This window comes from Streptomyces doebereineriae (assembly GCF_031845645.1).
Classification (GTDB): Bacteria; Actinomycetota; Actinomycetes; order Streptomycetales; family Streptomycetaceae; genus Streptomyces; species Streptomyces canus.
Genome location: NZ_JAVREZ010000007.1, coordinates 340,154 through 353,235 on the forward strand (window position 1 = coordinate 340,154; position 13,082 = coordinate 353,235).

At 71.1% G+C, this 13,082-nt stretch carries 9 protein-coding genes; 1 reads left to right on the forward strand and 8 read right to left on the reverse strand.

Annotated features, from left to right (window positions below):
* Positions 1 to 36: 36 nt before the first annotated feature.
* From RNB18_RS22500 to RNB18_RS22525, 6 genes are all read right to left on the reverse strand, one after another.
* The gene (locus tag RNB18_RS22500) at positions 37 to 3,894 is read right to left on the reverse strand and encodes a glycoside hydrolase family 2 TIM barrel-domain containing protein (RefSeq protein WP_311715893.1); all 3,858 of its coding nucleotides are present in this window, start codon (positions 3,892 to 3,894) and stop codon (positions 37 to 39) included.
* Positions 3,895 to 4,113: 219 nt separating this feature from the next.
* The gene (locus RNB18_RS22505; RefSeq protein WP_311715894.1) at positions 4,114 to 4,674 is read right to left on the reverse strand and encodes a hypothetical protein; all 561 of its coding nucleotides are present in this window, start codon (positions 4,672 to 4,674) and stop codon (positions 4,114 to 4,116) included.
* A 190-nt stretch (positions 4,675 to 4,864) separates the two neighbouring features.
* The gene (locus RNB18_RS22510) at positions 4,865 to 5,374 is read right to left on the reverse strand and encodes an O-acetyl-ADP-ribose deacetylase (RefSeq protein ID WP_311715895.1); all 510 of its coding nucleotides are present in this window, start codon (positions 5,372 to 5,374) and stop codon (positions 4,865 to 4,867) included.
* A gap of 41 nt (positions 5,375 to 5,415) precedes the next feature.
* Positions 5,416 to 6,828, reverse strand: coding sequence for a phytoene desaturase family protein (locus RNB18_RS22515; RefSeq protein WP_311715896.1), 1,413 nt, complete (start codon positions 6,826 to 6,828; stop codon positions 5,416 to 5,418).
* A gap of 479 nt (positions 6,829 to 7,307) precedes the next feature.
* A complete protein-coding gene (locus RNB18_RS22520; RefSeq protein WP_311715897.1) occupies positions 7,308 to 8,153 on the reverse strand; it encodes an inositol monophosphatase family protein in 846 nt (281 codons plus the stop codon).
* Between the two features lie 171 nt (positions 8,154 to 8,324).
* A complete protein-coding gene (locus tag RNB18_RS22525) occupies positions 8,325 to 10,151 on the reverse strand; it encodes a gamma-glutamyltransferase family protein (RefSeq protein WP_311715898.1) in 1,827 nt (608 codons plus the stop codon).
* Positions 10,152 to 10,465: 314 nt separating this feature from the next.
* On the opposite strand from RNB18_RS22525, the gene RNB18_RS22530 reads away from it, so the two are divergent.
* Positions 10,466 to 11,458: a phospholipase D-like domain-containing protein gene (locus RNB18_RS22530; protein WP_311715899.1), complete on the forward strand. Its 993-nt coding sequence runs from the start codon at positions 10,466 to 10,468 to the stop codon at positions 11,456 to 11,458.
* Positions 11,459 to 11,484: 26 nt separating this feature from the next.
* On the opposite strand, the gene RNB18_RS22535 is transcribed toward RNB18_RS22530, so the two are convergent.
* Both RNB18_RS22535 and RNB18_RS22540 read right to left on the reverse strand, forming a co-directional pair.
* A complete protein-coding gene (locus RNB18_RS22535) occupies positions 11,485 to 12,306 on the reverse strand; it encodes a class I SAM-dependent methyltransferase (protein ID WP_311715900.1) in 822 nt (273 codons plus the stop codon).
* 43 nt (positions 12,307 to 12,349) lie between these two features.
* On the reverse strand, positions 12,350 to 13,012 hold the full coding sequence (locus RNB18_RS22540; protein ID WP_311715901.1) for a response regulator transcription factor: 663 nt from the start codon (positions 13,010 to 13,012) through the stop codon (positions 12,350 to 12,352).
* Positions 13,013 to 13,082: the final 70 nt, after the last annotated feature.

Sequence of the window (13,082 nt, forward strand, 5' to 3'; positions counted from 1 at the left end):
CCCCGGGGCCCGGGGCCGCCCCACCCACGCGGTGGGCTAGGCGGAGGCCGTCGGCCGCCGTGAGGCCGCCGTCGCCCGGGCCACATCCGTCAGCGGGCGCAGCCGATACGTGTACGAGTAGTCCCGGTTGGCGAACAGCTTGTACTCGTCGTGGGTGTGCGCGCCCCAGCTGTTGTCGCCGCCGACGCCCATCTGCCGGTGGTTCACCCGCAGCACGACCGCGTCGCGCGGGGTGAGCTGGTAGTCGTGGCGCACCCCGCCGGACAGGTCCTCCGGGGTGAAGTGCGAGGCGTTGACCTCCAGGAGGGGCTCACCTGAGACCAGCAGTCCCACGCCGTCGCGGCCGGTCAGGGCGACCCAGCGGACGTCGGTCTTGTTGCCGTTCTCCTGCGGGCGGATGTAGGGGGTCCACTGCTCGGCGACGGTCCCGGAGTAGAGCCCCACGTCCGTGCCGTCGTTGCGGTCCCAGTGGTTCTCCTCGGGTCCGCGGCCGTAGTAGTGCAGCCGGTCCAGGCGGCGCGGCAGGAACAGGATCGTGCCGACCTCCGGGATGTACGGCAGTGAACTCGCCCCCGGATGGAGGGTGTTGTCGACCTTGATCTCGCCGTTGCCGAAGACCGTGTAGGTCGTGGTGTACGTCGACTCGGTCGTCGTCGGCAGGGTGCCGCTCACCTTGATCTCGACGGCCCGGTTCCGCAGCGCCCGCACGCTCACGTCGGTCACCTTGCGGTTCGTGCCGGCGTCGCGCCAGGTCTGGTTGCGGGTGTGCTGCCCGTTGCCGTGGTCGTTGTCGGTGGGCGCCCGCCAGAAGTTGGGCACGGGTCCGGACGTGAGCAGGCGGGCGCCGTGGGCCTTGTACGACGTGATGGTCCCGCTGCTCTTGTCGACGGCGACGGAGAAGTCCTTTCCCTTGACGGTGACTTGACCGGAGGCGTCTTCGTACGTCACTGCCGGGACCTTCGCGAGCGGCACCGGGGTCACCGCCGGGCTGTCCGCGTCTACGGCGAGCTGCTGCTTGGCCACCTCGAAGCCGGCCCGCGCCCACGGGGTGGACTCCTTGGTGGTGAAGGAGAGTTGGAGGAAGTACTCGGTGCCGGGCGCGGCGGCGCTCGGGAGCTTGTACGGGACGGTGATGTCCTTGCTCGACAGCGGTGCCAGGTTCAGCTGTTCGCGTGTCAGCTTCCCTCGCTGCACCACCTTTCCGTCGGCGGAGAGCGTCCAACTTCCGTCGAGCTCGCGGAGGTTGGTGAAGAGGTGCTCGTTGGTCAGGGTCACCGACCCGTCCGCGGTCCAGGCCGCGTTGACCGCCTGATAGATCTGCTTGACCTCGGCGGCCTTGCCGGTGTGGCCGCGGTCGGCGGTGACGATGCCGTCGGCGACGAAGGCACCGTCGTTGGGGTTGTCGCCCCAGTCGCCGCCGAACGCGAAGAAGGTCTTCTGGGCGGGCCGCTTCTCGCTGAGCCCCACGGTCGCCGCGTCGAACCAGAACCGCACGCCCTCGTCGCCGGGCCCCCGGCTGTCGGAGGCCAGTTCGGCGGCGCTCAGGGCACGGCCGTACACGCGCGCCTTCCTGATCGTGCCGCTGAACTCCCTTGTGGGGTTGTCGACATCGACGGCCAGCGCGAGGGGCGCGGTGTTGCTGCTGGGCCGCTGCGTGGTTGTCCTGGTCGCCCTGACCTGGCCGTCCACATGGAGGGTCAGCGTGCCCGCGGCCGCGTCGAAGACACCGGCGACGTGGTGTTCCCGACCCGTCCAGTCGTCCGGGAGCGCCCAGGTGGCGGTGATCCACTGACCGCCGCCGTAGATGAAGAACTCCAGTGTCTTCCCGGACTGTTTGAGGGCGTACTGGGTGTCGCCCTTGGCGATGAGCGGCTGGTGATAGCCCGTCACCTTCGGGGTGACCCAGGCCTCCAGGGTCAGCGAGCCGGTGAGGTCGAGGCTCTTGTCTCGGGCGAAGACCGTGGCACCGGAAACGCCCTTGTCCCGGTCGAACCTGGCGCTCGCGGGCAGGACTTCGCCCTTCAGGGCGCCGGGTCCGCTCTCGGTCAGCAACTGGCGTACCGGGACCGGCTCGCTGAGGGACTGGTCGACGAAGTCCCAGATCCAGCCGCCCTGGAGGACGGGGTAGCGGCGGACGATGTCCCAGTACTTCTTGAAGTTGCCGTTGGAGTTCCCCATCGCGTGGCAGTACTCGATCATCACGTACGGCCGGGTGTCGGAGGTGTCCTTGGCGCGCTGCTCGACGCGTGCGGGGCTCTCGTACATCTCCGAGCGGATGTCGCTGATGGTGGGCCGGTCGTCGCCCTCGTACTGGACGACGCGGGTGGTGTCGTACGACTTGATCCAGTCGCGCATGTTGACGAAGGTGCTGCCGCCGCCCGCCTCGTTGCCGAGGGACCAGATCACCACCGAGGCGTGGTTCTTGTCGCGGTGGACCATGTTCTGGGCGCGGGCCACACAGGCCGCGCTCCAGTCGGGGTGGTTGCCCGGGTACTCGCCGCGGATGCCGTGGGTCTCCAGGTTGGTCTCGTCGACGAGGTAGAGGCCGTACTCGTCGGCGAGTTCGAGCCACAGCGGGTTGTTGGGGTAGTGGGAGGTGCGGACCGAGTTGATGTTCAGCCGCTTGATGATCGTGATGTCCTTCACGAGGTCCGCGCGGGTGAGTGCGGTGCCGCGGTCGGGGTGCATCTCGTGGCGGTTGGTGCCCCGGAAGGAGACGGGTTTGCCGTTGATGCGCATCAGCCCGTCCTTCAGGGCGAACTCACGCAGGCCGACGCGGTGCGAGAGGGTCTCGATCACCTTGCCCGCGGGGTCGCGCAGCCGCAGGACGGCGGTGTAGAGGTTCGGGTGTTCGGCCGACCACAGCTTCGGGGCGGGCACCGCCTTGGCCGCCTGTACGGTCGTCTCGTCGCCGGAGTCGAGTGCGACGGCCTGCTGGAGGGGGCGGGACCAGACCGCGTGGCCGCCCGAGTCGTACAGCTGTGTCTCGACCGTGTAGCGGCCCTGGTTGCCGCCGGCGTAGTCCCGCACGCTCGCGGTGACCGAGAGCTCGGCGGAGGTGTAGTCGTCGCCGATCGGGGTGTCCAGCTTGAAGTCGCGCAGGTGGACGGCCGGGGTGGAGTAGAGATAGACCGAGCGGAAGATGCCGCTCAGCCGGATCATGTCCTGGTCCTCCAGCCAGTCGCCGTCGGAGTAGCGGTAGACCTCGACCGCGATCTGGTTCGTGCCCGGCTTGAGGTGCGGGGTGATGTCGTACTCGGCGGGCGTGTAGGAGTCCTCGTGGTAGCCGACGAGTTCACCGTTGATCCACACGTAGTGGGCGGACTTGACGCCTTCGAAGTGCAGGAAGGTCCGCCGTCCCGACCAGTCCTTCGGGACGGTGAAGGTGCGTCTGTACTGGCCGACGGGGTTGTAGCGGGTGGGCGCGGCGGGCGGCTGCGCCTCCTCGCCGAGGCCGTTGGGGCCCCACCAGGGGTAGGTGATGTTGATGTAGATCGGGAAGTCGTAGCCATGCACCTGCCATACCGAGGGGACAGGAATGGTGTCCCAGTCCGAGTCGTCGACATCGGTGCGGTGGAAGTCGGTGTCGCGGTCATCGGGGCGGTCCGCGTAGGCGAACCTCCACCTGCCGTCGAGACTCAGGCGGTACGGCGAGCGGGTGCGGTCGGCGGCGAGCGCCTGGCCGGTGCCGGCGTACGGCATGAGGGTGGTGTGCGGGGGCTCGGTGCCCACCCGGAAGAGGTCGATGGCGCCGTTCCACTCCGGGGCGCCCTCCGCCGCGTGGCCGCGACCGGCCAGGGGACCCGAGGAGAGGGCGAGGGCGCCGAGGACGGCGGCCCCCGACTCCAGCAGACGCCGGCGGCTGATGGGGGCAGGCAGATACGGGTGGGGCATCGGTGGAACCTTCCTCGGGACGACAGTGCGGTGTACGTACTGAGGGAGCGTCAATTCCTGTGCGCTATTGGTGACTTTGAGGCACAGGATGCGACTCAACCTAGATCCCGAAGACTTATGAGGCAATGACTCTGTCGGACTTTGTGGGGTCCTGGTGACATGACGACATGCGACACCCCCGCGTGCGCTCACGCGGGGGTGCCGTGGGATGCCGTGGCGTCAGCCGGCGGCCGGCAAGGAGGGCAGTCCGCCGCCGAGGAGCCCGGTGACGGCTCCGACCACGGAGCCCAGGAGGCCGGTGACCGAGCCCACCACACCGCCCAGATCCAGCGAGGTCAGTGACGTGAGCAGGTCGTCGACCGCGGACTGGAGCGCGGCCAGGAGGTCGGAGACCGGGTCGGCCGCCGCCACGGACCGGTCCGTGTCGCTGAGCTGCCGCAGCTGTTCCTGGACCTCGGCGTTCGCCGCCTTCACGGCCTTCGCGTGGGCGGCCGCCTCGCTCGCGTCGAGGTGGGTGCCGTCCAGGGCGGTGAGGTCGGTGACGGCGTCCAGGAGGGGCTGGAGGACGCTGCCGTGCATGGAGCGGTCCAGTGCGTCGAGGCGGTCCGTCAGGGTGTCCGAGTCGTCGGTGCCGTACCAGGTGGCCGCCTGTGCCACACCGTGGTCCGACGCGCCGCGGCCTGCGTCGACGACGGCGGCCGCGGTGCCGACCGGGCCGAGGATCAGCGCGGTACAGACCAGCGTCGGCAGGAGGAGGCCGCGGGAGACGAGGGGGCGCATGCAGGGGTCCTTTCGAAGTGCTTCCTTTGGCCCACCGTGAGAATCCCTCCCGCACCTCGCAACCGGTCACGGGGCCCACACTCGGACGAGCATCGCGCTGAGGCGCCCCTGACCAGCGGTTTTCCCCCGCCTGCACCCCCGCTTTCGGCGCCCGCGGCCATTCGGCCGTCAGGGTAGGAGCCCGGCGAGGTCAGTCGACCTGTCGCGCGAACGCCTGGTACGCCTTCTCGTCGAACAGCACGAACCGGGCTTCCTCGACCCCGGTCTCCGCCTTCCGTACGGTCTCCACGGCGATCCGGGCGGCGTCGTCGATCGGCCAGCCGTAGATACCGGCGGAGACGGCAGGGAAGGCGACGGTCCGGGCGCCCAGTTCGTCGGCGACGCGCAGCGACTCCCGGTAGCAGGAGGCCAGCAGATCCGAGCGGTCCTCCTGCTGGCTGTAGCGGGGGCCGACGGTGTGGATCACCCAGCGCGCGTCCAGGTCGCCCGCGGTGGTGGCGACCGCCTTTCCGGTGGCGAGCCCCTTGCCGTAGTGACCGGCGCGCAGCTTGCGGCAGTCCGCCAGGATCGCGGGGCCGCCGCGGCGGTGAATGGCGCCGTCGACTCCTCCGCCGCCGAGGAGGGAGGAGTTCGCGGCGTTGACGATCGCTTCGGCGCTCTCTCGGGTGATGTCGCCCCGGACGAGCCTGATGGTGGTCATGACCACCACTCTTCCAGCCCGCCCCGCCGGGGGCAGCCCGGTCAGATCTGCTGTCGCAGCCTCCGCCATACGGCCTTCGCGGCGTTGTGGCCCGACATGCCGTGCACGCCCGGTCCCGGCGGGGTCGCCGACGAGCAGATGAAGACGGCCGGGTGAGGGGTGCTGTACGGGGACAGGGAGAGCTTGGGGCGCAGCATGACCTGGAGTCCGCTGACCGCGCCGGAGCCGATGTCGCCGCCGACGTAGTTGGCGTTGCGGGCGGCCAGTTCGGGCGGGCCTGCGGTGGCGCGTGCGAGGACGCGGTCACGGAACCCCGGGGCGAAACGCTCCAGTTGACGCTCCATGGCGTCGGTGAGGTCGCCGGTCCAGCCGCTGGGCACATGGCCGTAGGCCCAGAACACGTGCTTCCCGGCGGGGGCGCGGCCGGGGTCGACGACGCTCGGCTGCACCGTGATCATGAAGGGCCTCTCGGGTGCGCGGTCCTCCCGGGACGCGGCGCGCAGGGCGGTGCCGATCTCCGCGGAGTCGGCGCCGATCTGCACGGTGCCCGCGCCGCGCGCCTCCTTCGCGGTCCACGGCACGGGGCCGTCGAGGGCGTAGTCGACCTTGAAGACGCCCGGGCCGTAGCGGTAGCCCTCGTAGTAGTTGCCGAAGCCGGCGATGCGGGCCAGGGCGGTGGGCGAGGTGTCGAAGACGTACGCGCGCGCGGGCGGCAGGTCGTCGAGCCGCTTGACCTCGTAGTCGGTGTGGACGGTGCCGCCGAGATCCTTGAGGTACGCGGCGAGCGCGTCGGAGATGGACTGGGAGCCGCCGCGGGCCACGGGCCAGCCGCGGGCGTGCGCGGCGAGGGCGAAGACCAGGCCGATGGCGCCGGTGGCGAAGCCGCCGAGCGGGGCCATGACATGCGCGACGAGCCCGGCGAACAGGGTCTTCGCGCGCTCGTCGCGGAACCGGCGCATCAGCCAGGTCGACGGGGGCAGGCCGACGAGACCGAAGCGGGCGAGGGTGACCGGGTCACGGGGCAGCGCGGTCGCGGGCAGGGACATGAAGTCGCGGGCCAGGGTGTCCCACTGGGGCAGGAACGGCTCGACGAGCCTTCGGTACGTCCCCGCGTCCCGCGGTCCGAACGAGGCGGCCGTCTCGGCGACCGACCTCGACAGCACGGCGGCGGTGCCGTCGGTGAAGGGGTGCGCCATGGGCAGCTCGGCATGCAGCCACTCCAGGCCGTAGCGCTCCAGGGGCAGGGCGCGGAACGCCGGGGAGTTGATGCCGAGGGGGTGGGCCGCGGAGCACGGGTCGTGCAGGAAGCCGGGAAGGGTCAGTTCCTCGGTGCGGGCTCCCCCGCCCACGGTGTCTCGCGCCTCGAAGACGGCCACGGAGAAGCCGCGGCGGGCCAGCTCCACGGCAGCCGTCAGTCCGTTCGGCCCCGCACCCACTACGACCGCATCGAGCATCGACGGCACCTTCGGACCCCTTCGTCAGCCGATGGCCAGAGGATCAGGATATGCCGGGGGACCGACAGTCTCGGGGTTCGGGGGTAAGTCGGGGTCGGTTCGGGTTCCGGGGCCGCTCCGGCCCGGCTGCGGCGCCCGACTCGGGGTTCCGGGGGAAGCCGGGGCCGGTTCGGGTTCCGGGGCCCCTCCCGTTCCGACGCATGCACCCGCCTGGGCGTTCGGGGGCAGGCGGGCACGGTTCGGGTTCCGGCGCCCGCTCCGGCTGCGGCGCCCGACTCGGGGTTCGGGCGGAAGTCGAAGCCGGTTCGGGTCCCGGCTCCAGCCCCCACGGCTCCCACTCCGGCGCCCGACTCGGGGTTCGGGCGGAAGCCGAGGCCGGGCCGGGTTCCGGGGCCGCTCCGGCTCCAGCTCCGACGCCAACGCAGGCTCGCTCCAGCCCTGGCCTCCCGGCGTGGGCCCCGCCCGCCCCCGCGGTCGCGTCAGGCCTCGGCCGCCAGCAGCGCCCGCACCCTGCGGGCCGTCGCCGCGTCGCGGGCCGCGGTGAAGGGGAGGGTGTTGCCGCCCTTGATGCGGAACGGTTCGCCGGTGAGGGTCAGGTGGGTGCCGCCCGCCTCCTCGACCAGCAGCAGGCCCGCCGCGTGGTCCCAGGCCGCCTCCCAGGAGAAGGCGACGGCATCCGACTCGCCGCGGGCGACGGCGAGATACTCCAGGCCGGCCGAGCCGCACGCCCGCGGTGTCACGCCGTCCGTCCACAGTCCCAGCAGGCCGCGCTTCTGCTCGTCCGTCGTGTAGTCCGGGTGGGAGGTGGCCACTTGGAGGTCGCGGCCCGGGTCGGGGACGCCCGCGTACAGCCGCTCGCCGTCGAGGAACGCGCCCCGGCCGCGTATCGCCGTGGCCAGTTGGTCCCGGGCCGGGGCGTACGTCCAGGAAGCGAGCAGAACACCGCTCTTGGCCAGCGCGACCAGCATGCAGAAGCCGGGGTCGCCGTGCACGAACTGCCGGGTGCCGTCGACCGGGTCGACGATCCAGACCGGGGTGTCGCCCTGCAGCGCCTCGTACGACGCCGGGTTGGCGTGGACCGCCTCCTCGCCGACCACGACCGAGCCGGGCAGGAGGGCGCCGAGTGCCTCGGTGAGATACCGCTCGGCCAGCCGGTCGGCGTCCGTCACCAGGTCGTGCGGTCCGGCCTTCTGGTCGACCTCGTGCGCGGCGAGCCGCCGGAAGCGCGGCATGACCTCGGCCGCGGCGGCCTTGCGCACCGCCTCTTCCACGTCGTCCGCGTGCCGGTCGAGAAACTCGTCGATGGTTTCCGTGTCTTCGATCATGACTCCATGAGAGCACGCGGGACTGACAATCCCCACCCGCCCGGTGGAGGGTGAGTGGAATCGCCGTGAACACCGGGATCCGGAAGCAACGAGGCGTATATCGGGGCAAATTACGCAGTCAGGATCCGAGACGCAGACCTCGTCCACACCGGCGGGCCCCGCGCAGCTTCGTCACCGCCCCACCGCATACCCCTGCATCCCTCGCGGATTGGCCCCCGCCGACAGCACCCCCGTCTCCGGGTCCCGGGCCACCGCGCACAACCGTCCCTCCGACCACGGCTCCCCCACCGTCACGTCGTGCCCCCGCCGCCGCAGCCCTTCGACCACCCCGGGATCCGTCCGCGCCTCCACGGTGACGCTCCCCGGCCGCATCCCCCGCGGATAGAACGACCCCGGGAAGCTGTCGTTGTGCCAGTTCGGGGCGTCGATCGCGCCTTGGAGGTCGAGGCCGCCGCGGACCGGGGAGCGCAGGGCGAGGGCCAGGAAGAAGTGGAGCTGCCACTGGTCCTGCTGGTCTCCGCCGGGTGTGCCGAAGGCCAGCACCGGCACCCCGTCGCGCAGGGCGATCGAGGGGGTGAGGGTGGTGCGGGGGCGGCGGCCGGGAGTGAGGGAGTTGGGCAGGCCCTCCTCCAGCCAGGCCATCTGGAGCCGGGTGCCCAGGGGGAAGCCCAGTTCGGGTACGACGGGGTTGGACTGGAGCCATCCCCCGCTGGGCGTGGCGGCCACCATGTTGCCCCAGCGGTCGACGACGTCGAGATGGCAGGTGTCACCCCGGGTCGTGCCGTCGGGGCCGACCTCGGGTTCACCCGGCACGGGGGACGTGGGGTTCTTCGCGACCGTCGGCTCGCCCACGCCCATCGGGCTGAAGCCGGGCTCGTCGGTGACGACCACGCGCGCGTGCGCGCTCAGCCGGGGAACACGCCCACCCGGACCGCCCGGCCGGAGCTCGTGGGAGGCCTTGTCGCCGACGAGCTCACGCCGTCCCGCGTTGTACTGCGCCGACAGCAGCTCACCCAGCGGCACCTCGGCCGCGTCCCCGTACCAGGCCTCCCGGTCGGCCATCGCCAGTTTGCAGCCCTCGACCAGCAGATGGACGTACTCGACGGACCCGTAGCGCGGCAACTCGGGCGGCAACAGCGCGAGCTGCTGGAGGAGGACGGGACCCTGGCTCCAGGGGCCGGCCTTGCACAGGGTCCAGCCGTTCCAGTCGTACGTCGCCGGCGCCTCGTAGGTCGCGGACCACCCGGCGAGATCGGCGGCCGTGAGCGTGCCGGTGTGCCGCGAGCCGCTGGTGTCCATGGTGGGTCGCCGCGCCTGCCGTACGAGCGCCTCGGCGATGAATCCGGTACGCCACACCTCACGCGCCGCGTCGATCTGCGCGGCCCGGTCGCCCGTCCCCGCCACCTCGTCGATCAGCCGCTTCCAGGTGGCGGCCAGGGCGGGGTTGCGGAACAACTCGCCGGGCCGCGGGGCCTTGCCGCCCGGCAGGTACACCTCCGCCGACGAGGTCCACTCCGTCTCGAACAGCTCCCGCACACTCTCGACGGTCGCGCCGACGTTCTCCACGGGCGCGTGCCCGTCCTCGGCATATCCGATGGCGTACTTCAGCACATCGGCGAGGGACTTGGTGCCGTGATCGCGCAGCAGCAGCATCCAGGCGTCGAAGGCACCCGGGACGGCGGCGGCGAGGGGGCCGGTGCCGGGGACGAGGTCCAGGCCCAGCCCCTTGTAGTGGGCCACGGTCGCCCCGGCGGGCGCGACGCCCTGCCCGCACAGCACCCGCACCTCCCCACCGGCGGGCGCGAGCAGGATCGGCACCTCACCGGCGGGCCCGTTGAGGTGCGGCTCGACGACGTGCAGCACGAAGGCCCCGGCCACCGCCGCGTCGTACGCGTTGCCGCCGTCCTCCAGCACCGCCATGGCCGACTGCGAAGCCAGCCAATGGGTGGAGGACACCATGCCGAAGGTGCCTTGAAGAGTGGGACGGGTGGTGAACACGCCTTACACCTCGCAGTTTCCGCGCATCGGCCGGACCTCTCCCCGACAGGCTATCGATCGCCCTTCGCAGGTCGGCACGACGGGAGGTGAGCGTCGTGGTTCTCGCAACGCACAGGCCGGACTACGAAGACTTTGCGATCGCACGAGAAGTCCATGAACCACCCCTCACCTGCACGGAGTCCCTTTTGCCTGACCGTATGGACCGCCGGTAACGCCGAGTTCACCGGACGCCTCTTCCCGCGCGTTCTACGCGCGTGGTGCCATGCGGATGCCCGCGACCCCCACGCGGGCATCAACTCGACCAGGAGTCACGCATGTTGTGGAAGGTCCTCACCCGTACCGGTGTAGCTGTCGCCGCCGGTGCCGCCGTGTTCGCCGCCTCCGTCCCCGCCAGTGCCGCGAGCTACACCGCCTTCGCCTTCTCGCAGAGCGGCGGTCAGCCCACGATCTACGACTTCGTCAATTCGGCGACCACCTCCCTCGACATGACCATGTACGAGCTCGAGGACACCACGGCCGTCAACGACCTGATAGCCCTCAAGAACAAGGGCGTCACCGTGCGGGTCGTCCTGGACCGTGCGCACCAGAGCGCCAACAGCTCGGCCTACACGGCGCTGACGAACGCGGGCGTGGGCGTGGTGTGGTCGCCGTCGAGCTTCGTCTACACGCACCAGAAGACGATCACCGTGGACGCCACCAAGTCGCTGGTCCTCACCGGCAATCTCACCTCCCAGTACTACGCCACCGGCCGTGACTACGGCGTGTTCACCGACGACACCCGCGATGTCGCCGCGATCGAGAAGGTCTTCGCCGCGGACTACGCCGGCACCTCGGTCACCCCCACCGACGGCGACCACCTGCTCTGGTCCCCCACCGATTCCCGCAGCCGTCTGCTGTCCGTCGTCAACGCCGCCACCAAGACGCTCGAGGTCGAGGAACTGGAGTTCAGCGACAGCACGGTGGTGGACGCCATCGCGGCGCGCGCCAAGGCGGGGGTGAAGGTACGGGTGGTGCTGGAGACGCCGGGCGACTACGCGAGCGAGGTCTCCGAGATCAAGGCGGCAGGCGGGACCGTCGTCGGGTACTCCGACCCCGACGGCTTCTACATCCACGCCAAGGCCATGGTCGCCGACTACGGCCTCGCCACCCAGGAGGTGGAGGCCGGCTCCATGAACATCAGCAGCAACTCGCTGTCCAACAACCGAGAGTTGGGCATCGTCCTCACTGGCACCGGTGTGGCGCAGTCCGTGGCCACCACGGTCGAGGGGACGTTCAACAGCGACTACTCGGGCGGTACGGCCGCCTAGTCACCCCCGGGCAGACGGCCGCCCTGTCACGCCGACGGCCGTCTGCCCACGGTGAGCAGATGCCCGCTCGCCCCCAGCAGCGTCGGCTCCGACTCGATGTGCCGGCACGCTGCCAGCACGGTCTCGCGCCGGGCCGGGTCGTCCAGCCAGTCCTCGACGCCGCCCATCAGCCAGGCCACACCCTCGACGCCGTACTGCCCCTCGACGGCCAGCCGCGCGTCGATGAACTCCGCCGTCACCTGGCCCGGTTGGGCGAAGTGGGCGACCGTGAAGAAGCCCTCGTCATGGAACGGATGCCGGCCGTCCGCGAGGACGGCGTCGGTGCGTTCGCGGTGCTCCGGGGTGAAGTAGCGCTCCTCGCGCAGCAGGTCGTGCAGTTGCGCGTACCGGTTGATGCTGGCCGCGACCACCAGCCCGCCCGGCCGGACCACCCGGCCGGACTCGGCCAACGCCCGTACGCGGTCGGTCTGTTCAGGCAGGTGGTACAACGGGCCGAGCAGGAGCACCACGTCGTACGAGGAGTCGGACGCGGCCAGCTCACGCGCGTCCCCGAGTTGAGCGGCCACCCCCGGCAGCCGCGAGGCCTGTTCGACGTGGAGCGGCACGGGGTCGACGAGTTCGACCGCGTACCCGTCCCGCGCCAGCCACTCCGCGTGCACCCCGCTGCCGCCGCCGACGTCCAGCACGCGCGCGGGCGCGGCCGGCAGCAGCCGTCGCAGTACGTCCTGCGTGCGCCAGAACTCCAGCCGTCCGGACGGGGCGCCGCCCGGTCTGAGGCGGGCGTCCTCCTTGCCCCGGGCGTAGTAGGCGAGGATCTCTTCGCGCATCCGCGGTGGTGTCTCGGTCATCGCCTCAGAGTGCTGATCGCAGGCCCTGGCGGGCAACGGAATTTCAGGAGCCGCGTGCCGTCACCAGCCCCGACTCATAGGCGAACACGACCAGTTGGGCGCGGTCACGGGCACCCAGTTTCGTCATCGCCCGGCTGATGTGCGTCTTGGCCGTGAGGGGGCTGATCACCATGTGCTCGGCGATCTCCTCGTTGGTCAGGCCGCGGGCGGCCAGGGCGGTCACCTCGCGTTCGCGGCGGGTGAGGCACTCCAGGCCGGGGGCGGTGGACCGGTCGGGTGGGCGGGAGACGAACTCGCCGATCAGGGTGCGGGTGACCGCGGGGGACAGCAGTGCCTCGCCCCGGGCCACCACCTCGATGGCCTGGAGCAGGTCGGCCGGTTCGGTGTCCTTCAGCAGAAAGCCACTGGCGCCCGCCCGCAGTGCCTCGAAGACGTACTCGTCGAGACCGTAGTTGGTGAGGATCACCACGCGGACCCCCGACAGCTCCGGATCGGCGGCGATCCGCCGGGTCGCTTCGATGCCCGTCATCACCGGCATCTGTACGTCGATCAGCGCGATGTCGGGCACCTGCGCGCGCACCAGCTCCACGCCCCGCTCCCCGTCCGCCGCCTCCCCGACCACCTCGATCCCGTCCTCGGCGTCGAGCAGGGCCCGGAACCCGGCCCGCATCAACGCCTGGTCGTCGACGAGCGCCACCCTGATCACCCCGACACCCCCACGCCCACAGAGAAGCCGCCCCTCGCCTTACTCACGCCGCCCCCCGACACCGGTACTG

Excerpts from the sequence above, each read along its gene's own strand:
- RNB18_RS22515 (WP_311715896.1), bottom strand. The coding sequence starts at position 6,828 with ATGCTCGATGCGGTCGTAGTGGGTGCGGGGCCGAACGGACTGACGGCT.
- RNB18_RS22500 (WP_311715893.1), bottom strand. The coding sequence starts at position 3,894 with ATGCCCCACCCGTATCTGCCTGCCCCCATCAGCCGCCGGCGTCTGCTG.
- RNB18_RS22510 (WP_311715895.1), bottom strand. The coding sequence starts at position 5,374 with ATGACCACCATCAGGCTCGTCCGGGGCGACATCACCCGAGAGAGCGCC.
- RNB18_RS22520 (WP_311715897.1), bottom strand. The coding sequence starts at position 8,153 with ATGATCGAAGACACGGAAACCATCGACGAGTTTCTCGACCGGCACGCG.
- RNB18_RS22505 (WP_311715894.1), bottom strand. The coding sequence starts at position 4,674 with ATGCGCCCCCTCGTCTCCCGCGGCCTCCTCCTGCCGACGCTGGTCTGT.
- RNB18_RS22535 (WP_311715900.1), bottom strand. The coding sequence starts at position 12,306 with ATGACCGAGACACCACCGCGGATGCGCGAAGAGATCCTCGCCTACTAC.
- RNB18_RS22530 (WP_311715899.1), top strand. The coding sequence starts at position 10,466 with ATGTTGTGGAAGGTCCTCACCCGTACCGGTGTAGCTGTCGCCGCCGGT.